Origin of the sequence: Halomonas sp. CH40 (assembly GCA_041875495.1) — a bacterium.
Classification (GTDB): domain Bacteria; phylum Pseudomonadota; class Gammaproteobacteria; order Pseudomonadales; family Halomonadaceae; genus Vreelandella.
In genome coordinates, this window is the sequence record CP112982.1 from 829,034 (window position 1) to 851,525 (window position 22,492).

20 protein-coding genes are annotated in these 22,492 nt (G+C 53.7%); 15 read left to right on the top strand and 5 right to left on the bottom strand.

The features are described 5' to 3' along the window. Positions 1-75: 75 nt before the first annotated feature. Positions 76-375, bottom strand: coding sequence for a YciI family protein (locus tag OR573_03840; GenBank protein XGA80796.1), 300 nt, complete (start codon positions 373-375; stop codon positions 76-78). A gap of 150 nt (positions 376-525) precedes the next feature. On the opposite strand from OR573_03840, the gene OR573_03845 reads away from it, so the two are divergent. Beyond that, positions 526-1,449 carry a PHP domain-containing protein gene (locus OR573_03845; protein ID XGA81658.1) on the top strand — a complete coding sequence of 308 codons (924 nt, stop codon included), beginning with the start codon at positions 526-528 and terminating at the stop codon, positions 1,447-1,449. A gap of 2 nt (positions 1,450-1,451) precedes the next feature. Then, positions 1,452-2,075: an L-threonylcarbamoyladenylate synthase gene (locus OR573_03850; protein ID XGA80797.1), complete on the top strand. Its 624-nt coding sequence runs from the start codon at positions 1,452-1,454 to the stop codon at positions 2,073-2,075. Positions 2,076-2,113: 38 nt separating this feature from the next. On the opposite strand, the gene OR573_03855 is transcribed toward OR573_03850, so the two are convergent. Together OR573_03855 and OR573_03860 are read right to left on the bottom strand one after the other, a co-directional pair. Next, on the bottom strand, positions 2,114-2,998 hold the full coding sequence (locus tag OR573_03855; GenBank protein XGA80798.1) for an ion transporter: 885 nt from the start codon (positions 2,996-2,998) through the stop codon (positions 2,114-2,116). A gap of 37 nt (positions 2,999-3,035) precedes the next feature. Then, positions 3,036-3,938, bottom strand: coding sequence for a CYTH domain-containing protein (locus OR573_03860; protein ID XGA80799.1), 903 nt, complete (start codon positions 3,936-3,938; stop codon positions 3,036-3,038). A gap of 148 nt (positions 3,939-4,086) precedes the next feature. On the opposite strand from OR573_03860, the gene OR573_03865 reads away from it, so the two are divergent. From OR573_03865 to OR573_03880, 4 genes are all read left to right on the top strand, one after another. Then, complete coding sequence (locus OR573_03865) at positions 4,087-4,767, top strand: TIGR00153 family protein (GenBank protein XGA80800.1); 681 nt, start codon at positions 4,087-4,089, stop codon at positions 4,765-4,767. A gap of 8 nt (positions 4,768-4,775) precedes the next feature. Then, positions 4,776-6,041: an inorganic phosphate transporter gene (locus OR573_03870; protein XGA80801.1), complete on the top strand. Its 1,266-nt coding sequence runs from the start codon at positions 4,776-4,778 to the stop codon at positions 6,039-6,041. A gap of 144 nt (positions 6,042-6,185) precedes the next feature. Then, complete coding sequence (argA, locus tag OR573_03875) at positions 6,186-7,499, top strand: amino-acid N-acetyltransferase (GenBank protein ID XGA80802.1); 1,314 nt, start codon at positions 6,186-6,188, stop codon at positions 7,497-7,499. A 47-nt stretch (positions 7,500-7,546) separates the two neighbouring features. Then, positions 7,547-8,584 (top strand): C45 family autoproteolytic acyltransferase/hydrolase, encoded by a 1,038-nt coding sequence (locus OR573_03880; GenBank protein XGA80803.1) that lies wholly within the window; start codon positions 7,547-7,549, stop codon positions 8,582-8,584. A gap of 3 nt (positions 8,585-8,587) precedes the next feature. On the opposite strand, the gene xseA is transcribed toward OR573_03880, so the two are convergent. Both xseA and OR573_03890 read right to left on the bottom strand, forming a co-directional pair. Continuing rightward, positions 8,588-9,958 (bottom strand): exodeoxyribonuclease VII large subunit, encoded by a 1,371-nt coding sequence (gene xseA / locus OR573_03885; protein ID XGA80804.1) that lies wholly within the window; start codon positions 9,956-9,958, stop codon positions 8,588-8,590. A gap of 15 nt (positions 9,959-9,973) precedes the next feature. Beyond that, a complete protein-coding gene (locus tag OR573_03890; protein XGA80805.1) occupies positions 9,974-10,264 on the bottom strand; it encodes a nucleotidyltransferase family protein in 291 nt (96 codons plus the stop codon). Positions 10,265-10,492: 228 nt separating this feature from the next. Here OR573_03890 and guaB point away from each other — a divergent pair, with 228 nt between their 5' ends. The 9 genes from guaB (at position 10,493) to OR573_03935 (ending at position 22,351) form a co-directional block, all read left to right on the top strand. Further along, positions 10,493-11,962: an IMP dehydrogenase gene (gene guaB, locus OR573_03895; protein XGA80806.1), complete on the top strand. Its 1,470-nt coding sequence runs from the start codon at positions 10,493-10,495 to the stop codon at positions 11,960-11,962. A 93-nt stretch (positions 11,963-12,055) separates the two neighbouring features. Continuing rightward, entirely contained in the window at positions 12,056-13,633 is a 1,578-nt protein-coding gene (gene guaA / locus OR573_03900) for a glutamine-hydrolyzing GMP synthase (protein ID XGA80807.1), read from the top strand. A gap of 178 nt (positions 13,634-13,811) precedes the next feature. Next, on the top strand, positions 13,812-14,618 hold the full coding sequence (locus OR573_03905; GenBank protein XGA80808.1) for a metallophosphoesterase: 807 nt from the start codon (positions 13,812-13,814) through the stop codon (positions 14,616-14,618). A gap of 78 nt (positions 14,619-14,696) precedes the next feature. Beyond that, positions 14,697-15,998, top strand: a complete 1,302-nt coding sequence (locus OR573_03910; protein XGA80809.1) for an IS1380 family transposase — start codon at positions 14,697-14,699, stop codon at positions 15,996-15,998. Positions 15,999-16,395: 397 nt separating this feature from the next. Then, a complete protein-coding gene (locus OR573_03915) occupies positions 16,396-18,411 on the top strand; it encodes a hypothetical protein (GenBank protein XGA80810.1) in 2,016 nt (671 codons plus the stop codon). A 309-nt stretch (positions 18,412-18,720) separates the two neighbouring features. Then, positions 18,721-19,833: a Fic family protein gene (locus OR573_03920; protein ID XGA80811.1), complete on the top strand. Its 1,113-nt coding sequence runs from the start codon at positions 18,721-18,723 to the stop codon at positions 19,831-19,833. Between the two features lie 211 nt (positions 19,834-20,044). Beyond that, the gene (locus tag OR573_03925; GenBank protein ID XGA80812.1) at positions 20,045-20,953 is read left to right on the top strand and encodes a virulence protein RhuM/Fic/DOC family protein; all 909 of its coding nucleotides are present in this window, start codon (positions 20,045-20,047) and stop codon (positions 20,951-20,953) included. A gap of 74 nt (positions 20,954-21,027) precedes the next feature. After that, a complete protein-coding gene (locus tag OR573_03930; GenBank protein ID XGA80813.1) occupies positions 21,028-21,603 on the top strand; it encodes a winged helix-turn-helix transcriptional regulator in 576 nt (191 codons plus the stop codon). A gap of 271 nt (positions 21,604-21,874) precedes the next feature. Then, on the top strand, positions 21,875-22,351 hold the full coding sequence (locus OR573_03935) for an NYN domain-containing protein (GenBank protein ID XGA80814.1): 477 nt from the start codon (positions 21,875-21,877) through the stop codon (positions 22,349-22,351). The last annotated feature ends 141 nt before the right edge of the window (positions 22,352-22,492 follow it).

Genomic DNA, 22,492 nt, shown 5'->3' on the forward strand with positions numbered 1-22,492 from the left:
CGTCCGCCGGGTTTTCACAGAGTTTTCCACAGGCTTTGTGAAGAACTGAACGGCGCTCATTGTTTCACTTTTGAGTCAAGGCAATACTTTCTTGAACGGCTTGACGCTGACATGGGCATAGACGCCAGCAATCACATAAGGGTCCGCATCGGCCCAGGCCTGCGCTGCGTCCAGGCTATCGAATTCGGCAATCACCAGGCTGCCGCTGAAACCGGCCTCGCCGGGGTTGTCGGCATCAATGGCCGGATGCGGCCCGGCAAGCACCAGGCGCCCTTCATCGCGCAGGGTTTCAAGCCTTGCCAGGTGGTCGGGGCGTGCCGCCAGGCGGCGTTCCAGACTGTTGGCAACGTCTTCACTGATAATCGCATACAGCATGAATAAATCCTCGATAACAAGCGTGTGTGGATAACAAAGGTATATGGATAACAAGGACGTGTAATTGACCGTATCAATCCAAGGCCGCACTATAACCTGACTTTTGCCTAGCCAGAGTGCGCTATTTTGACAAACTCGACTTACGCCGTCATGCCTGGAACCGAACTTCCTGAAACACTTGATGCAGACCGGCGTTATCCACTTGATCTACACATGCATTCTACCGCCTCCGATGGCGCCTTGCCGCCCAGCGAAGTGGTCAGCCTTTGCGCCCAGCGTGGTCTGCAGCATATGGCGCTGACAGATCATGACACCATGGCAGGGGTCGCTGAAGCCCAACAGGCTGCTGAGAACCTGGCTATCAGCGTCTTGCCTGGCTGTGAATTATCCACACGCTGGAGTGGCGTCGGTATTCATGTGGTGGCGTTAATGCCCCAGGGGGCGCAAGGGGCCTTGGCAGAGGGTCTGGTTAGCCAGCGCCAGGCGCGTATAGAACGTGCCGAGATTATTGCCAGGCAGCTGGAAAAGCTTGGCCTGCCCGACGCCCTGGCCAAAGCTCGTGAACAGGCCGCTAGCGAAAGACCGCTCGGGCGCCCGGACTTTGCCCGTGCGCTGGTGGCTGCCGGTATGGCCCGGGATTGGGCGGATGCTTTCAAACGCTATCTGGGTAGCGGTAAGAAAGGGGATGTCAAAGCCCAGTGGCCCGAGGTTTCACACGCCACTGAGTGGATAGTAGCATCGGGAGGAGTTGCGGTGATTGCCCATCCATTACGATACAAGTTAACGCGGCGTAAGCGAGGGCTGTTGATGGATGCTTTTGCAGAAGCGGGCGGCCAGGCGGTTGAGCTGGTCAATGGCCAGCAGAACCCTGATGCCACCCGTGATCTGGCGCGCCAGTTGGTTGAGCGCGGGCTATACGCTTCGCTGGGGAGCGATTTTCATTTTCCCGGTGGCCACGCTGCTCCCGGCAGTATGAGCCTGGTACCGCGTACAGCAGCGCCACCCATATGGCAGCATCCGCTACTTGCCGAACATTTCAACGTATCAACTGACCCTGACATCAAAGGAGAATGACGGTGAGCCAATTTTTTCAGATTCATCCAGAAAATCCGCAGAAACGCCTGATTGATCAAGCCATCGAGATTATCAATAAAGGCGGTGTTGTCGCCTACCCCACGGATTCCGGCTATGCGCTGGGCTGCCATCTGGGGGAAAAGAAGGCCATCGAGAAGATCAAGTGGCTGCGTTCACTGGATGACAAGCACAACTTTACTCTGGTGTGTTCGGATCTTTCCGAAATCGGCACCTATGCCAAGGTCGACAACGATGTCTTCCGTCTGCTGAAAGCGCATACGCCCGGCGCTTACACCTTTATTCTTGATGCCACTTCTGAGGTGCCCAGGCTACTGTTGCACCCCAAACGCCGCTCAATCGGAGTGCGGGTGCCGGATCACCGTATTACCCATGCCCTGCTGGCCGCGCTGGGTGAACCCTTGATGAGCGTTACCCTGATTCCGGTCGGCGAAGATCTGCCCATGACCGATGCCGACGAAATCCGCGAGCGTTTTGGTGCCCATCTGGACGCCATTATCGATGGCGGGGCCTGCCATCTCGACCCCACCAGCGTGATTGACCTGCGCGAATTGCCACCCAAGATTCTGCGTGAAGGCCGCGGAGATACCGTGCCCTTTGAAGACTGAGCCTGTTTCAGGCGAATGGGAGTTGTCGTCCAGCCCGGTCACTCAGATGAACCGTCCGGGCTGGCATGTTGTTGCTTTTCACGTGGATCCTGGGTGTTTTCATCCAGCCAGGTACCGCAACGCAGGCAATAGTAGGCGTTTTTTTCATGGCGGTCGTGGCCGCAGCCGGGGCAGGCTTCCTCAGAATAGCGTTCTTCACGAATCGAGCGGATAACCTGGGCTGAAAATACCCCGGTGGGTACGGCGATGATCGAATAGCCGATCAGCATCAGGATGACCGTAATTGCCTTACCCACGGATGTCATGGGCACAATATCGCCATAGCCAACCGTCGTCATGCTGACAATGGCCCAGTAGATCGACATGGGAATACTGGTAAAGCCGGCTTCCGGGGATTCAATGGCATACATCAGGGCGGCGAACAGGGTGACCACCATCAGAATGCTGAAAAAGAATAGAAAGATCTGACGCGCGCTTCTTTTCAGAGCGTCAATCAACATGCGTCCTTCGCCGACAAACTCCATCAGCCGCAGAATACGGAAAATCCGCAGGGCACGCAGCACGCGGATCAGCACCAGACCTTGAGCACCGGGGACAATGAGTACCAGCCAGGCAGGCACAATGGCGATTAGATCGACCAGGCCGTAAAAGCTTTTAATGTAAAGCCAGGGCTTCTCCAGGCAGTAGATACGCAGGGCTAGCTCAATGGTAAACACTAGCGTGAAACCCCACTCAATATAGGCAAACAGGGTGCCGAAGCGCTGATGGTAAGCATCGACGCTATCCAGTAACAGGGCCGCCACGCTGATCAGAATGGCAAGAATCAGGGCGATATCGAAGGCTTTGGCACCCGGCGTGTCGGACTCGAAAATAACGTGAAAGATGCGGGTACGCAGGCCTTCTGCTGCGGGGCTGAAATGCATGGCAGTGTCCTTGGTTTGAGCGTGCAGTCAACAGGCTCTAGCTTAAAGCACCCGGCTCGCCAAGGCGACGGGCAAGCGCCAGGGCTGCCGGGCCATAGTGGATGTCAGGCTGGCCGTGTGAATCCAGGCCGGGTGCCAGCTGCTTGGCGAGTTCACGTAAACTAGCATCCAGCGCCGGATGTGCGGCTAGCTGTTGCAAGCTATCCTGCGCCGCGTTCAGATGAGCCATCCACTGGCTGTCGTGCCAGGCATCTAGCGAAAGGGTTGCGCGGTGTAGCAGGGCGCTTGGCGCGTGGGCATCCGGCAGCGGCCAGTGCTGCTTGGCCAACCACCTGCCGCGTGCGGCCTTGCTGCTGTCAGAAGGGCGCAAGGGGGCTGTGTTGGCGATCAAGGTTGCGACTTCCCATAGGGCGTCTGCATGGCCGCTTTTCAGCTCCAGCTCGATTTCCCGGATGTGAGTAATGTGCTGGCCGCTGACAATTTCACCTTCATCCAGAACGACTTCAATCTGGCTACCTGAATGCGCAATCTCCCAGCGGGTGCGCAGGAAATTGGTTTCCAGCTGAGGCGCCAACTCGGCCAGACGTGCTGAGTCAATATCGGCAAAGGGTGGCAGGCTCTTTAATCCTTCGATATCCAGCGCTGGCTTTTTCAGGGGCCATTCCCACTCCCCTCGGGTGGATAGGCCGCCGCCGCCCAACCCCGCCGTTTTGACGGTCTGCAGAATCTGGCCATCGTAATGGCGCAGGCGCAAGGCCATGCGTTGCCCGGCGAGCAAGCCGTCGGGCGTATCGTAATAGGTGTTGACCAGAGTGTGCTGCTCAGCGTCGTGGCTGGCCAACAGTGGATGGCGTTTGATCAGCGGAATGGATGCTTCAGGAAGGGCCAGTTTTAGCTCAACTTCCTGAGGAGAGGGCGCTTCCTGGTTTTGATACTGCATGAAAATGCCACCTTTCAAGATGAATTTAAGATTAAATTTACATGACAATGTGAACTTTTTGTGACGAAGCGGCGGCCAAACTTTATACTGCGGCGCTTGTTCGATGAATTCAGTTTTCCGGCTCACCGAGAACAGGCTAAAAGGCTTTATGGTTACCTCCAACCCTTTTTCTGCAATGTTTGGCCGATCGCCATTCCAACCGCTGCTGGCGCATATCGTCAAAACCCACGAGTGCTCAGAGCATCTGCTTCCCTTCTTTGAAGAAACCCTGAAAGGCGACTGGGAAGGCGCGGCCAGGCTGCGTGAGGATATCACTCGCCTGGAGCATGATGCCGACGTGCTCAAGACAGAGCTGCGTCTCAACCTTCCCAACACCATGTTCCTGCCTGTTTCACGCTCCGATCTGCTTGATCTGATCAGCGTGCAGGACAAAATTGCCAACAAGGTGCGTGATATCAGCGGCATCATGCTGGGGCGCAAGATGCGCGTGCCTGAACCGCTGGCTGAACCAATGCGCGTCTATATGCGCACCAGTGTGGCCTGTGTGGCCCAGGCCCGTCAGGCCCTTGAAGAGCTCAAGGAGCTGCTGGAATCCGGCTTCGGGCGCAATGTGTCAGATGTCATGCAGAACATGATCCGCGAGCTGCATACCCTCGAAAATCAAGCCGATAGCCAGCAGATCGCCATTCGCCGCCAGCTGTTTGAGCTGGAAAGCGAGTTGCCACCCATCGATGTGATCTTTCTCTACCAGATCATCGACGGAGTGGGTGAACTATCCGACCGCGCCGAGCGTGTCGGTAGCCGCTTGCAAATTCTGACGGCGCGTTAGGAGGTTATATGCAGATCATTGCGCAATACGGCGATATATTCATCATTCTGGCCTGCCTGTTTGGCTTCTTTATGGCCTGGGGGGTCGGGGCTAATGATGTTGCCAATGCCATGGGAACCTCCGTGGGTTCCCGGGCGATTACCATCAAGCAGGCCATCCTGATTGCGGTCGTCTTTGAATTCCTCGGCGCCTGGCTGGCAGGCGGTGAGGTCACCAATACCATCCGCAAGGGGATTATCGACCCGGAGCTTTTGCAGGATGACCCTCAGCTGCTGGTGTATGGCATGCTGTCGGCGCTGCTGGCAGCGGGCACCTGGCTGCTGATTGCTTCCATGAAAGGCTGGCCGGTCTCGACCACCCACTCGATTGTCGGTGCCATTGTCGGCTTTGCCGTGGCAGGCCTGGGCGCTGCCACGGTTGACTGGAACGCGGTGGGCACCATTGCCGCCAGCTGGGTAGTCTCGCCCTTGCTGGCGGGCACCGTCGGGTTTGTGTTGTTCAAGTCGATTCATCATCTGGTGTTTGAAGCGCAGAACCCGCTGGCAGCGGCCAAGCGATACTTGCCCGCCTATGTGTTCCTGGTTGGCTTTGTCGTCGCCATGGTCACCATGACCAAAGGGCTCAAGCATGTGGGGCTGACGCTGAGTTTTGCCCAAAGCCTGTTGCTCTCGGTGATTCTGGGCCTGGTGCTGATGGGTATTGGCTTTGTGATGGAGCGCCGGGTGGTTTACGTCAAAACCAGCGAAGACCACTTCGGCTATGCCAACGTGGAGCGGGCCTTTGCCGTGCTGATGATTTTCACCGCCTGTGCCATGGCGTTTGCCCACGGTTCCAATGATGTGGCCAACGCGGTTGGGCCGCTGGCAGCGGTTATCAGCGTGGTGCAAAGCGGTGGTGAAGTGGGCGGCGCTGCCCTGGTGCCCTGGTGGGTGCTGGTACTGGGCGGCGGCGGTATTGTGGTCGGCCTTGTGACCTATGGCCATAAGGTAATTGCCACAGTGGGCACCGGTATTACCGAGCTGACCCCAAGCCGTGGCTTTGCGGCCACATTAGCAGCCGCCACGACTGTGGTGCTGGCCTCCGGCACCGGGCTGCCCATTTCCACCACTCATACCCTGGTAGGGGCGGTGCTCGGGGTGGGCCTTGCTCGCGGCATGACCGCCCTGAACCTCAGGGTGATCGGTACTATCGCCATGTCGTGGTTGATCACCCTGCCGGCAGGCGCGGGCCTGGCTATCCTGTTCTTCTTTATGTTTAAGGGCATGTTCGGCTAGTTTAACGCTGTCTCGTTTTACCCTGTGAAAGACCCAGGCGGCATCTTTTCGGCATTTGATCATGCTGGGGAGGTGCCGCTGTTTTTTCAGCTCTGGTAAAGTAAACGCTGATATTTTCTTTCACCTGCTGCCGGAGAGCGGCCCTTGGATACACGCTTCCCCTTTGTTGACTGGTTTCGCAATGCATCGCCCTATATTAATGCCCACCGCGGGCGAACCTTCGTCATCCTGATTGAAGGTGAAGCGATTGCGTCGCAGCGCGGCGAACAGCTGATTCAGGATCTGGCGCTGCTGCATTCGCTCGGCGTTCGTCTGGTGGTGGTGTTTGGTATTCGCCCTCAGGTGCAGGCGGCTCTGCAGAAAGCCGGGGTGGCGCCGCGCCTGGTGGCGGGGCGCTGGGTGGCGGATGCCGCTGTGATGGCACAGGTAGAGCAGGTGGCCTCTCATCAACGCCTGTGGCTGGAAGCGCGTCTTTCTCTGGGGTTGCCAAGTACGCCCTTGCATGGGGTCGATCTGAGTGTGATTTCCGGCAATCTGGTGACCGCCAAGCCGCTAGGCGTGCGTGAAGGGGTGGATTTTGACCACAGCGGCGAGGTGCGCCGCGTACGCGCCGGGGCGATTGAAGGGCTGCTTGAAAAGGGCTCTCTGGTGCTGCTGCCACCGCTGGGCTTTTCCAGCACGGGGGAGGTATTTGATCTGGATGCCGCCGAGGTGGCCCATCATGCGGCGGTGGCGCTGAAAGCCGACAAGCTGATTCTGCTAGGGGAGTCTGACGGGCTGGCCAATGAGCAAGGTACCTTGCTGCGCCAGTTAAGCCCGGACGAGGCTGAACCGCGCCTGGCAGCGGCCGAGCAGGGCAGCGAGCTGGCACGCCATCTGAAGGCCGCCTGCGCGGCAGCCAGAGAAGGCGTGGCGCGCACTCACCTGCTGTGCTGGCGCAACCATGATGCACTCTTGGGGGAACTGTTTACCCGGGATGGCGTCGGCACCATGATCACCCAGCATCGCTACGAACAGCTACGCCCTGCCACCCTGAATGACATTGCCGGGCTACTTGAGCTGCTGGAACCGCTTGAACGCCGGGGCATGCTGGTGGCGCGTTCCCGTGAGCGCCTGGAGCATGAAATTGATGACTACCTGGTGATCGAGCGTGACGGCATGGTGATCGGCTGTGCGGCCCTGCATGTGTTTCCGCAAGCCGACATTGCGGAGCTTGCCTGTGTGGCCGTGCATACCAGCTACCGGGGCGGCGAGCGCGGTGAGCGGCTGGTGGAAGCCATTGAACAGCGTGCGCATCGCCTCGGCGTGGGCGCCATCTTTGTGCTCACCACCCATACTGCCCACTGGTTTGTGGAGCGCGGCTTTGTGTCAGCCAGTATTGATGATCTGCCGTTACTCAAGCGCGAAACCTACAATCACGCGCGTAAATCCAAGGTGCTGATCAAGACGCTTGCTTGACCGCTCATATTCAATCACTCACCGACTGCAGCGAGGGTATTGGCGCCATGTCTGATCACGTTTCATCGCTGGACTGGCAGTGCATTAGTGGATGCCCTTACGACATCGGCCTGGCCTTGGGGCGGGCCGGGCGTGATGCGGTACACCGCCATCTGTTGCCCAGTGACATCTGGGCGGAAGTGACCGCGCCGTGTCATCGTGAGGCCGTGGCCACCATGGCCGCTAACACTCAGCATTATTTCCCGGCGGTGTGGGAGGAGCTGGAAGGTCTGGCAGAGGGGCTTGCACTGCCTCTTGATGCGGTAGTTGCCTGGAACTGCCGTGGCGACTTGCTGCCCCATGTGCCGGATGGCTGTACCACATTGGTGATCCCTGGCGATAACCCGCTAGTAGCGCATAACGAAGATGGCCTGCCGTTTTTCAGCGGGCACTGCTTTATTGCCGAAGTGAACCCTGATCAGGCCAATGGGTTTATGGCCTTCTGCTATCCAGGCTCGATTCCCGGCCACACCCTGGCAATCACCCGCCAAGGCTTTGTGCAGGCGGTCAATAACCTGCGCCTGCATGGTGTTATCCCCAAGATGCCGCGCATGGTACTGGGCCGCGCCGCTTTGTATAAAAACACTATTGCTGAGGTGATCGCCCTGCTGGAGCAGCACCCCGAATGTGGCGGTTTTCATTTCTCGCTGGCCGAGCGTGGCCGGCCTGAGGTGATCAGCGTCGAGTTCGGGGCAGGTGCCCTGGCGCAGCGGGCCTTGAGTGTGCCTGCGGTACATGCCAATCATGCGCTTTTTCAGCCCCAGGGAGTCGCCGCCCAGTCGATCACGGCATCCTCCCGTGACCGCCAGCAGCGTGGTGAGCAGTTATTAGCCGCCGGTGAGCGGGTGCCTCTGGCGATTCTTCACGATCAACAGGTTGATGGCCTGCCCATCCTGCGCCTTGCCGCCGACGACCCGGATCAGGAAAACACCCTGGCCACGGCGGTGATGCGCATTGAAGCGGATGAGGTTGCCTGGGAAATTCATGATCGCCCCAACGCAGCGCCTGCCCATGCGGGAAAGCTGGCCTTCACCCTCGGCGGCTAACTGCTATTTACCCTGAGTAAAGCGCCGTTTGACCTCAACGCTGAGCCTGCCTTCACCCAGCCGCAGTTTGAGCTTCTGGCCGGGGGAGGTATCGGCGGCGCGGCGCACAATCTGGCCGTGTTCATCCTGGGCAATGGCATAGCCGCGCCCGAGCACCGCCAGCGGGCTGACCGCATTCAGCTCGCGGGCAGCGCTGGAAAGCTTTGTCTGGCGCCTTTCCAGCTGCAGGGCCATGGCGTTTTGCAGGCGTCGGTTGAGGCGTTCCAGATGCTGTTGTTCGTTCAGGTGGCGGCGTTGCAGATCTTCGACTGCCAGGCGTTTGCGCCACAGTTCCAGGCGTTCACGCGTCTGGATCAGGCGTTGCTGCATGGCTCGCTCAAGGCGCTGGTGCAACGCCTTGATATGCTGGCGCTGCTGGGCCAGCCGTTCGCCGGGATGACGTAATCGGGCGCGCAGGGTGTCGAGGCGCTGACTGTCGCGTTCAAACCGGGCGGTGATGGCGCGCTGCAGGCGCTGCTGCTGGTCAACCAGCTGGCGTTTGAGCTCTCGCTGGTCGGGCACCAGCTGTTCCGCTGCTGCAGACGGCGTGGGCGCCCGGCAATCGGCGGCGAAATCCGCCAGGGTGACATCCACCTCATGGCCAACGGCCGACATTACCGGTAAGCGCGAATGAAAAATCGCCCGGGCCAGATGCTCGTTATTGAATGCCCACAGGTCTTCCAGGCTGCCGCCGCCTCGGGTGATCAGCACCGCATCCCTGAGCGGGTCTAGCCGGTTCTGGCGGTTGAGCATGCCCAGCGCTGAAATCAACGCCGGGGCAGCCTCGCTGCCCTGTACCGGTACGGGAATCACGCTCACCTCAATCAGCGGCCAGCGGGCGTTGAGCACCGCGAGCACATCGCGAACCGCCGCGCCGCTGGGGGAGGTGACAAGCAGCAGGCGGCGCGGCGGAAACGGCAGAGGGCGAGCATTGGCAAACACGCCTTCAGCGTTGAGCTGGGTTTTCAGGCGCTCAAAGGCCGCAAGCAGCTCGCCCAGCCCGGTGGCCTGCACGGCTTCTACCAGCAGCTGGTAGTCACCGCGTGGCTCAAACAGGGAAACCCGCCCGCGCAGCCTTACCTGATCACCGTCGCGCATCGGCGCCGAGACAAAGCGTGCCCGCTGGCGAAACAGCGCGCAGCGCACCTGGGCAGTGTCATCTTTCAGGGTAAAGTAAAGATGCCCCGACGCAGGCCGGGAGACATTGGAAAGCTCACCTTCCACCCACACTTCGCCAATCCCCTGCTCAAGGGATTGACGCGCCCGCTGATTCAGCTGGCTGATGGTGAGGGCATCTTGCGGCTGATCTTCAAGCATCAGGTGCGGAAGCGCCATTCGCGCATAAGCGGCTCAGACATTGACAATATCCTTATCTATGTATGGTTTTAGCTCTTTGCGTAGCGCCTTTTCTGTCACAAGGTCTACAGGGCAGCCAAGTAAATCTTCCAGATAGAATTGCACACCAAAGTAGCGCCTGGAGGTTGCAGGGCCGTCAAAGCTCACCAACACGTCGATGTCGCTGCTGGTTGTGGCCGTGCCTCTGGCAGTCGACCCAAACAGGGCAAGACGGTCCACACCATAGCGCTCTTTTAACTTCAGCTTGCTTTGACGCAGTAGTTGAAGTGTAGCTTGCCTATCCATTGGTTCTCTCTTTCAGATGTTGAGCTGTGATGCCCGATAATCAGAGCATAAAACATTGACATGTCAATGTGCAGTGGGTGTGCGTCGCTCTGCCTTTTGGACACTGGGCTACATCGATAAGTTGACATGCGAAATGCAGAGTGCATTGCTGCCTTGGTCGCATAGGCGTTATAATGGGGGATTAACTTTTCAGCCCCATCTTCCCACTTCAAATTGGGTGTTGCCACTATGCTACGTATGGCCCAAGAAGCACTTACGTTTGACGACGTACTTCTCGTTCCTGGCTTCTCCGATATCCTGCCCAAGGATGTCAGCCTCAAAACCCGCCTGACCCGCAACCTTTCGCTGAATATCCCCCTGCTTTCCGCTGCCATGGATACGGTGACCGAAGCGCGTCTGGCGATTGCCATGGCTCAGGAAGGCGGCATTGGCATCATCCACAAGAACATGACCATGTCTCAGCAGGCCGCTGAAGTCCGCAAGGTCAAGAAATACGAAAGCGTGATCGTTAACGATCCGGTCACCGTCAGCCCCAAGGCCAAGCTTGAAGACCTGCTGGCCATGGCCCGTGAATACGGCTTCTCGGGCTTCCCGGTGGTAGAAGGCGAAACCCTGGTCGGTATTGTGACCGAGCGTGACATGCGTTTCCAGCCGAATCACGGCGACAGCGTGGCGGATATCATGACCCCGCGTGAACGCCTGGTCACCGTGCCGGAAGGCACCGGCATCGAAATCAGCAAGGCCAAGATGCGCGAGCACCGCATCGAGAAAATGCTGATTGTGGATGACGCCTTCCATCTGCGCGGCCTGGTGACCTTCCAGGATATCGAAAAGGCTCGCACCTACCCGATGGCCGCCAAGGACAACGATGGCCGCCTGCTGGTGGGCGCCGCTGTTGGCACCGGCCCGGAAACGCCGGACCGTGTAGCCGCGCTTGCCGAAGCCGGTGTGGATGTGATCATCGTGGATACCGCTCACGGCCATTCCAAAGGCGTGATTGACCGGGTTCGCTGGGTGAAAGAGCATTTCCCACAGGTGCAGGTGATTGGCGGTAACATTGCCACCGGCGCCGCCGCCATCGCCCTGGCTGAAGCCGGTGCGGACGCGGTAAAGGTCGGCATTGGCCCCGGCTCCATCTGTACTACTCGGGTGGTAGCTGGCGTGGGTATGCCTCAGATTACGGCGGTATCCAACGTCGCCGCAGCGCTGGAAAAATACGATATTCCGCTGATTGCCGATGGCGGCATCCGCTACTCAGGTGACCTGTCCAAGGCGATTGCCGCAGGCGCCAGTGCCGTCATGGCCGGTGGTCTGCTGGCCGGTACCGAGGAGGCACCGGGTGAAATCGAGCTTTACCAGGGCCGTACTTACAAGGCCTATCGCGGTATGGGCTCCATGGGTGCCATGTCCCAGAATCAGGGCAGTGCCGATCGCTACTTCCAGGATAAAACCGAAGGTGCCGAGAAGCTGGTGCCGGAAGGTGTTGAAGGCCGTGTTCCCTATAAAGGCATGATGGGTGCGATTGTCCACCAGATGATGGGTGGCCTGCGCGCGTCCATGGGCTATACCGGGTGCCGCACGATTGATGAAATGCGCACCAAGCCGGAGTTCGTCAAGATTACCGGTGCCGGCTTTAACGAATCCCACGTCCACGACGTGCAGATCACCAAGGAAGCGCCCAACTATCGCGCCAGTTAATTCCTAAGCGCTACATCACAGCGGCGAGGCTCTCCTCGCCGTTTGCTTTTTGGCTTTACCAGCGGCCCCATACCGCGTAACCGAGACCCCGCCATGAGTGACATTCACGCCCATAAGATCCTGATTCTCGACTTCGGCTCCCAGTACACCCAGCTGATTGCCCGCCGGGTGCGCGAAATCGGTGTATTCTCTGAAATCCGCGCCTTTGATATCACTGAAGAAGAGATCCGCGACTACAATCCCAACGGTATCATCCTGGCTGGTGGCCCGGAATCTGTGACCGAGCTGGATTCTCCGCGTGCGCCTGAATGTGTGTTTACCATGGGCCTGCCGGTATTGGGTATCTGCTACGGCATGCAGACCATGGCCGAGCAGTTGGGCGGTAAGGTCGCCGGTTCCAACCAGCGTGAATTTGGTTACGCCCAGATTCAGATCGACGCCGAAAACGCCCTGTTCAAAGCCATTAAAGACCACGTCGACGCCAGCACCGGCAAAGCGCTGCTGGATGTGTGGATGAGCCACGGTGACAAGGTCGCCGAGGTGCCGGATACCTTCACCGTGACTGCTTCCACGCCGAGCTGCCCAATTGCCGCCATGGCCTGGGAAGACAAGCAGTTCTACGGGGTACAGTTCCACCCGGAAGTGACTCACACCCTGCAAGGCCAGCGCATTCTTGAGCACTTTGTGCTGGATATCTGCGGTGCTGAAAAGCTCTGGACACCGGCACAGATCATTGAAGATCAGGTGCAGCGCGTACGCGAGCAGGTGGGCGACCGCCACGTACTGCTGGGTCTCTCCGGCGGCGTCGATTCCTCTGTAGTAGCGGCGTTGTTGCACAAGGCGATTGGCACCCAGCTGACCTGTGTGTTTGTGGACAACGGCCTGCTGCGCAAGCAGGAAGGCGATCAGGTCATGGAAACCTTCGCCAAGCATATGGGCGTCAAGGTCATCCGTGTCGATGCCGAAGACCTTTTCCTCGGCAAGCTGAAGGGCGAGAACGACCCGGAAGTGAAGCGCAAGATCATCGGCAACACCTTTATTGATGTGTTCGATGAAGAAGCCAGCAAGATTGACGGCGTCGACTTCCTTGCCCAGGGCACCATCTACCCGGACGTGATCGAATCCGCCGCCTCCAAGACCGGCAAGGCCCATGTGATCAAATCCCACCACAACGTGGGTGGCCTGCCGGAAACCATGAAGCTCAAGCTGGTTGAGCCGCTGCGCGAACTTTTTAAAGACGAGGTGCGCAAACTCGGCCTCGAACTCGGTCTGCCGTATGACATGGTCTATCGCCACCCCTTCCCGGGGCCGGGCCTGGGCGTGCGTATCCTGGGTGAAGTGAAGAAGGAGTACGCAGACATTCTGCGCGAAGCCGACGCCATCTTCATCGAAGAACTGCGCGCCTCCGGTTGGTACGAAAAAACCAGCCAGGCCTTTGCCGTCTTCCTGCCGGTCAAATCCGTTGGCGTCGTCGGCGACGGCCGCCGCTACGAATGGGTCATCGCGCTACGCGCGGTAGAAACCATCGACTTCATGACCGCCCGCTGGGCGCACCTGCCCTACGAGCTGCTGGAGAAGGTGTCCAACCGGATTATCAATGAGCTGGAAGGCGTCTCCCGCGTCACCTACGATGTCAGCAGCAAGCCGCCTGCTACTATTGAGTGGGAGTGAGTTTTTGCCTGAAAATTAATGAAACCAGAAAAAGCCACTTGGATGATCGGGTGGCTTTTTTATTTGCAAATAAAAATATCCTAGTTTATCTTTTCTTACAACCATAAATAATTATTGTTTAATTGGCTATTATTCAATATTTATCACCTTCCTATATGTTTTTAATAATGAGGCTGAAATGAAATTTGCCGTGATTCATATAAGTGATATACATATACGTGCAGAGGATGATTTGATTCTAAGCCAACACGGCAAAATATCAGCTGCTTGCTATAAGTACATGCCAGATGTGGAGCATGTTTTCTTTGCAGTGACTGGTGATATAGCCTTTAGTGGAAAAGCCTATCAGTATGAAGCAGCGAAGATTTTTTTAAATAAAATAAAAGACAATATTTGTAATGAATACAATGTAAACGTTTATTTTTTGTTTTGCCCTGGAAACCATGATTGCGATTTTAATAAAAGTAATTCAGTAAGAAAAATCCTTATTGAAAATGTTAAGAAAAATCCAAGAGACGAATTGAGCGAAGATGTGGTAAAACAGTGTGTATCTGTTTTAGACGAATATGAACAATTTGTATTAGAAATGAGCCCAACACCAAGCTTAGACTTAAAGCTTTTTAAATCATATCCTTTTCTCTTTGAAGGCGTTTCTATTAAGTTTAATTCTTTAAATTTTTCATGGATGTCAGAGTTGCATGAAAAACAAGGAGAAATGGTTTATCCAGTTGACTTGATTAGTAAAAATGGTTGCGATAAAGATAATAACGATATTGTTATTTCTCTTATGCACCATCCATTTAATTGGTTTGGCCAAGGAAGTTATCATGATTTGAAAGATAAGATATGTTCAGTGTCTTCAATGATTCTTTCAGGGCATGAACACACTTTTTTAAGTTCTGACATTGCTAATTCAAATAGCAGTAAATTTTACCATATTGAAGCAGGAGCTTTGCAGCAAGATCCTAGCCCGAATTTCTCATAGGGTATAAAAGAAAGCGGCTGAAAATGTTAAAGTTTCAGGACCTTACACCAAAAACCAACATCAACAGCCGCTTCCAAAATGGTACCTGAAAAACTGACCTTCTCGCCACTCTCACGCCGCCAGATTGAAGCCGATTTCTCCGGTGGCCACATTACCTCCGATGCTGGGTTGCTTCTGCTTCGTGAAATCGACAAACAACATCGCCTGACGCGCCGTTTGGCATCGGTACTGCATGATCCTCGGGCACCGGAGCAGATTCGCCACAAACTCGACACCCTGGTTCGTCAGCGGGTGTTCGGTGTCGCCGCTGGCTACGAAGATTTTAACGACCATGAAGCCCTGCGCTATGATCAGGCCCTTCAGACGGCACTGGATGAAAATGAGGTGCTGGCGGGCAAGTCAACGCTGTCCCGGATAGAGCAGAACGCTGATCGACAAGCGATAGTGAAGGCCCATGAGCTACTCTGGCATCACTTCATCGAGCAGCATGACGAACCACCCAAAGAGATTGTGCTGGACTTTGATGGCACTGATATTCCCGTGCATGGCGACCAACCCGGCAAGTTCTTTAACCGCTATTACAATCACCATTGCTACTTCCCACTGTATGTCTTCTGTGGCCACCATCTGCTGGTGAGCTATCTGCGCACCAGTGACCGCAGCGACAGCCGCCACAGCTGGGCCATCCTCGCCCTACTTGTCCGCTTTATCCGTCAATACTGGCCCGACACCCGCATTGTATTACGCGGCGATAGCCATTTTTGTCGCCCCCGGATGCTGAACTGGTGCGATCGGCATCACGTCGACTACATCGTGGGTATTGGCAAGAACAGTCGGCTGCTCAAGGAAGTGGACGTTCCCATGATGCTGGTACGCAAGACCCAGTGGCAGGTAGGAGGGAAAGTGGCAGAGACGTTCCGCTTCCAATATCAAGCGCACTCTTGGAAGTACCCGCGCTGGGTGGTGGCCCGCCTGGAAGAAGGCGAGCTTGGCTCCAATCCCCGGTTTATCGTCAGTTCCCGTTACGACGATGGCTTCAAGCTTTACTACGAGCAGTACTGTGCTCGGGGCGACATGGAGAACCGAATCAAGGATCAACAACTGAGCTTGTTTGCTGACCGCACGTCCAGCACGCACTGGTGGGCTAATCAATGGCGGCTGATCTTATCAGGCTTTGCCTATACGCTGTTCGAGCGGTTACGGGCTTACCTGAAGAACACGCCCTTCGCACGCATGAGCCCAAGTAGCCTCAGGCTCAAACTCATCAAGGTGGGCGCGGTTATCATCCGCAATACGCGCCGAGTCCGAGTACTCATGAGTGACAGCTATCCCTATAAAACGGCGCTATCCGATCTCGTCAGACAGTTGGTGCCGAACTGAATGCTCGGGCGCCCCCGGCCCGATGCAATGGGGGGAAGGGGGAAGTGTGCCTGAATGACGGAAAATGGTTAAAAAGTAGGCTATTTAAGCCGTGCCAATAGGTGTTTAGCGGCACGACATCCTGAGTGCGGTGCTGGCTGAGGTGCTATGAGAAATCCGGGCTAGCATCTTAGATGGTGAATTTTCTGTTCTAGTCTTTGATATGAAAAGAGAGATGTTTTTTTAAACTGGTTATGGCTGGGATGCTTCAAATGAGTGTTTTGTTGAAAAAAGAGAGAGTGAGTGGATTTCATATAATAACTTTTCAGCGAGCAAGAAATCGAGCGGCCTCTCAAATGAATTTTATGAACAAATAAAAGATGTAGGTGGGAATTTTGTTCATCCAACTAAATCTTCTTTGAATAGAGATGATGTTTTTATATTTCCAGAGTTAAAAAAGAGTGATGCCGATGTTGATGAAGAAAAGTACTGCAACTCTCTAGACCTGATTGATTCTTGTGAAAATCTATTTTTGCGCGGAGGTGAAAGCTCAGGCAAAACTTTTTTACTATATGAATTTTTTCTGAAGCACTACGACCTGGGTTTGATTCCGATATATATTGATTGTTTAAACGTCAGAAATGCAAGTTTGGCAAAAGTGGAAAGGTATGTTAATAGATGCGTAGAGAAGCAGTACTCCAAGAGTTTTTTAAATGATTATAATCAAACCCCAAAATCGAAAAAAATCGTTTACTTAGATAATTATGATCAATTGCGAGCTACCTCAGAGCATCGTGCAAAGTTTCTGAAATTTTTTATGGATAGATTTGAAAGGGTTATTGTTACTACAGGAACAAGTCTGGAGTATGGTGACTTAACAGACACAGAGATGGCCGATGTTTCTCAAGAGTTTGAGCGATATGAATTGCTACCTTTCGGTCATCAGTTAAGACATAAGCTAATACAGAAGTGGAATGGAGGGTCCTACGATTTAGAGGGTAATTTTGAAGACCCTGCTTATAAAATATCGGAAGCTGAAACTTCTATAAATTCAGTTATTGGCAAGCATTTGGTACCTTCTACTCCTTTCTATTTGCTAACTCTTTTGCAGAGTTTTGAGGCTGCACAAGATGGGGGTATACAAAATAGCTCATACGGATATTATTATCAATATTTAATTACAAGCTCTTTGAAAAGGGTTAATTTTAAACCGGATCAGCTTGACGAACTTTTTAATTATTGTAGTTTGTTGGCATTTGAGATGAGAAATAACGGAGATAAAAGCATCTCTTCGGATGAGTTTTTAGCCTTTAATGATTTTTATTCAAAAGAATATACTAGAGTTGATTTTGACCAGAGAAAGGAAAAACTTTTAAAGGCAAAGATTTTAACTTTTAGGCAGGATTTTTATTGTTTCTCATACTCTTATATATATTTCTTTTTTTTAGGGAAGTATTTGGCGATAAACTGGGAGGATGAAGTTGTAAAAGAGCTTGTGAAAGATTGTTGTGACCATTTATACATTAGAGATAATGCTCATGCTGTGATTTTTCTAACGCATCACACAAACAGAACAGATATTATAAAAAAAATAATAGAGGTGTCATCTGACCTTTTTTCAGACGTTGAACCTATCTCTTTTAATGGGGATACCGAGTTTCTGAATGACTTCATTGAGGAAGCGTCTAAAGTTATTATCGGTGAGATTGATACTGAAAAAAATCAAGAGGCGGAAAGGAGAAGTAAAGATGACATTGAGGTTAATGGAGAAGTGGATGAGTATGCACAACCTTTAGAAGAGTTGAATTTCCAAGATAAAATAAACCTTATGTTTAAAACTGTTGAAATACTTGGATTAATTGCCAAAAATTACTACGGTTCTTTAAGGAATTCTTTTAAAAAAGAAATCATAGATGAATCTTTTGAAGCCCCTCTTCGTGCTTTGAAACATTTTTTTATGGCTTTAGAAAAAGCTCAAGAACCCTTGGTTAGAGAGCTTTCAACAATAATGGCTGAAAGGTCTTCTGCGGAAGATGATAATGAAAAATTAGCTAAAAAATTGTTATTTGATATTTTTGGTATTATGTCTTTTTCTTTTATACATAAAGCAGCTGCTTCAGTTAGCTCGGCTAAACTAAAAGAAGTGATAAGTGAAGTGGCAAAAGAAAAAGATTTGGTTGCTTACAAGTTGATAGATTTATCTACTCGCATGGAAGTGCCAGGAAATATTCCTTTTGCATATATAAGTGAGATAAAAAGAATTACTGAAGGTAATCACTTTTCAAGAAGACTATTAGAGTCAGTTGTTATTAGGCATTTGTATATGTTTAAAACAAGTGATGCTGATAAGCAAAGGTTAAGTCAGATACTTAATTTTGATATTGGAAAGCAAAGGGCTCTTGCGTCTCAAAGCAATAAGAAGAGAAAGTCATGATTTTAATGATTTTTTAGCTTGTTTAAGTGCTGCGATATATATTAAAGCGAATTTTATTGGGGTGGTCAGGGAAGGACTCAGTCCAATGATATGCCCCCCATCTAGCATCGTCAGGTTGAGGTTATATCTTGCCAAAGAGGGTTCTTGCAGACATGCTTCTGATCGTTGGCGGAGTACACGACTAAATTGAATATAAATTTTTTCCATCATCCTCTTTGCGGTCTTAATCAGCTCCCATGACTAGCCCATGAGCCGAATATAAATCATAATCGGCTCATAATATGATCTGAATAGGCGGGCAATCGGCTCATGTATATCTGGGAACAGCGGCATTGGCCGCATTTTGAGTGGGATGAGCCCGTTCTTCGGCCTACGCTGGATGCCCTGCGGTTACTGCAGGGCAGGGTGTTGGGTAAAACTGAGGCGGCCTACGGTCAGGCTGATCTGGACGTGGAAATGGATGCGCTGATCCAGAATGCACTTCGTACCAGCGAAATCGAAGGTGAGCGCCTGGATGTGGACTCTGTGAGGTCTTCCGTTGCCCGCCAGCTAGGGTTAGAGCAGGCCGGTGTCTCTGCCAGAACAACACCAGAATCTGAAGCGCTGGTCGAGCTATTGCTGCAATCCACGCATCAGTTGGATGAACCGCTTTCCCGAGAACAGCTTTGCCTCTGGCAATCCATGCTGTTTGTGCAAGGCCCCGGCGTGCTTGGCAATGTACGTGTTGGCAAGTTGCGTGGCGATTACCCCATGCAAGTGGTTTCGGGGCGGCTTGATCAGCCTACCGTTCATTTTGAAGCGCCGCCACGTGGGCAGTTGGAGGTTGAGCTGGATGCGTTTCTTGCGTGGTTCAACCACCCACCTCAGGGGCTTGATGGGCTGGTTCGCGCTGGCATTACCCATTTATGGTTGATTACCTTGCACCCCTTTGATGATGGCAATGGCCGCGTCACTCGGGCGGTGACAGACCGAGCACTGGCACAGGCAGAGCATCAATCTGTCCGCTTCTATTCACTAAGCGCTGCCATCATGGCAAGGCGCAGCGCTTACTACGATCAGCTTGAAAGCGTTCAGCAAGGCAGCCTCGATATTACGCCGTGGCTGTTGTGGTTTCTGGAGACGTTGAAAGAGGCGCTTGAACAGGCACTGTTAAGAATCGACCGTGTATTAATCAAAGCCACCTTCTGGCAGCGTCATGCGACCACCGTGCTGAACGAACGACAGATCAAGGTGCTGAACCGGTTGTTGGATACCGCAGGAGAGGAGTTTGCGCAGGGTATTAATGCCCGCAAGTACCAATCGCTGGCTAAAGTGAGTAAAGCCACTGCCACGCGGGATTTGGCTGAACTGGTGGATAAAGGCTGCCTTTATCAGCTTCCCGGTGGTGGGCGAAGTACGCGTTATTCGGTGACGCCCAGATGAGTAGTGGATGTACGCAAGCCGCTATGCTATGACTAATGCTCTACGTCATCGTTATGGAACACGAAGGGTTGATGGCTTTTCAGGTGTCAGCCTATAACGACAAGGAACGGTTATGTCTGAACAATAAGTACGCATTTTTACCTCGACTGACGGCCAAGCACAGCTGGAAGTGGCGCTGGATCAAGAAACCATCTGGCTGAGCCAAGCTCAGATGGCTGAATTGTTCGGTAAAGATGTCCGAACTGTCAATGAGCATGTAGGAAATGTATTCGTTGAGGGCGAATTGGAAAAAGCTTTAACTATCCGGAAATTCCGGATAGTTCGCCAAGAGGGTAGGCGCCAAGTTCAGCGGGAGATCGATCACTACAATCTGGATATGATCATCTCCGTTGGTTATCGGGTGAAATCTCAGCGTGGCGTCCAATTTCGCAAATGGGCCACTCAAGTTCTCAAAGATCACCTAGTGCAGGGCTATACCCTCAATCAGCGCCGCCTAACCGAGCGTGGCATTGAGTTCGAGCAGGCCGTTGATCTGCTCAGCCGCACCTTGACCAACCAAGGCCTGGTCTCCAACGAAGGAGAGGCCGTCGCCCGGGTGATCAGCGACTACGCCCGCTCCTGGAGTTTGCTACAGGGCTACGATGAGCAGCAGCTCGCGGAAGTAGGTATTAAGCAGCCGGATATGCAGCCCTTAGGGTTGGAAGAGGCACTTCAGGCCATCGGCGAGCTTAAACAGACCCTGATTGCCAAAGGGGAGGCCACCGAGTTGTTCGGTCAGTTACGGGGTGACGGTCTGGCGTCTGCCCTGGCCACCATTGAGCAAGGTTTTGGGGATGAGCTTTTTTACCCTAACGTCGCCACCCGCGCTGCACACCTGCTTTATTTTGTGATCAAGAATCATCCTCTGGCCGATGGCAACAAACGCTGCGGCTCCTTTCTATTCCTGTGGTACCTGCGCCGCAACGCCGCGTTGCTGGCAAAGCGAGTAGAGCAATTTATCAATGACAATACTCTAGTGGCTCTGGCCCTATTGGTGGCGGAAAGTCAGCCGGATCAGAAGACGCTGATGATCCGGTTAATTGAGCACTTCCTGCTGCTGAAAGCGCCCAGCTGTGGATAAGGAGACCCCAAGACTGAAGGTCAGCTGGACGCAGAAGACGGCTAGGAAAGATTTGCGAAGCCCTGGTAAACGCCGTGGTGCATCGTGATTACAGCAATGCCGGGCGTGATATCAAAGTCGGCATCTACGATGACATACTGAACATCGTCTCTCCCGGTGGCCTCCCAAATGGCCTCACCCTGAGCGAAGCCTTAAAAGGCCGCTCGGAAATCCGCAATAAAGTGCTGGCCCGGGTCTTCAAGGAGTTGGGTTACATCGAACAGTGGGGCAGCGGCATGAGCCGTATTCGGGAACTGTGTCAGCAAGCGAGCAACCCCGAGCCTGCATTCAGTGAAAGCGGGGATTTTGTGGATATTGAGTTTGCCAGGGATACCAGCCTGGCGGCTACAGATACCGATGAAACAGGTGGCCCAATGGATGGCTCAATGGGTGGCTCAATCTCAGGGAAGGTGGCTCAAACCGAACTCACCGATCGCCAGTTAGCCGTACTGGAACTCATCAAGCGAGACCCACACATGCCCTACCGGAAAATGGCAGAAGAACTCGGTATCAACGACTCCGCAGTAAAGAAGCATTTGGACAAGCTGAAGGCAGCTGGCGCGATTGAACGGGTTGGCGGTACGCGGGGCTACTGGAAGGTGAAAGTATGAGAAGGGATAAGGCAATGAGATCGACTGGGCAGTTACGGGAGCCGTTGGCGGAGAGCGACCGGCTGGAAGCTGTGGAGCTAATACTGCAGCAAGCAGAGGTTTTATCGAATCATTGGACTCTTTCTCAGTATGGAATCAACATGACACCTAACCAAGCCCGCACGATCTCCATTCGCATCTTTTTGGCTGATGGCACCCCTGAAGGACTGCGAGCAGCTGAGAAATCCAATTGAACGGGTAGGGCAGTGGTCGCTAACAAGGCTGATCTGACATGACAAGCGTCGCCATTTTCGTGGATACCCAGAACGTCTACTACACCGTGCGCGAAGCCTACGGCAAACACTTCGATTATCGCCGGTTCTGGGCGAAGGTGACGGCGAACCGAGCAGTGTTGGCTGCCCGCTGCTACGCCATCGACAAGGGCGATGCCAAGCAGCGTGAGTTTCAGAATATCCTCCGTTCGATTGGCTTTGATGTTCGGCTAAAACCGTTTATCCAGCGCATGGATGGTTCCGCCAAGGGCGACTGGGACGTGGGTATCACGCTGGATGCTATCGAATACGCGGCGAAAGCGGATGTGGTGGTGCTGGTCTCTGGCGATGGCGATTTTGATCTGCTGGCGCAGAAAATTCGTGAGGTGTACGGCAAGCGTGTCGAGGTCTACGGCGTGGCCCAGCTCACCGCGGCCTCCCTCATTAATGCTGCGAGCCAGTTTATACCGATTGAACGCGATCTGCTGCTTGGGTGAGTCAGCATATAAAGTACCGATAACAACAAAGTCACAAATAGGAAATAGTTCCAAAGTTTGCCCAAGGTAATAGTGAACTTTATTGAATAAGTGAGCTTTGTGCTTTTAATTTGCCAAGTACCTTGTATTATTTAATTACAT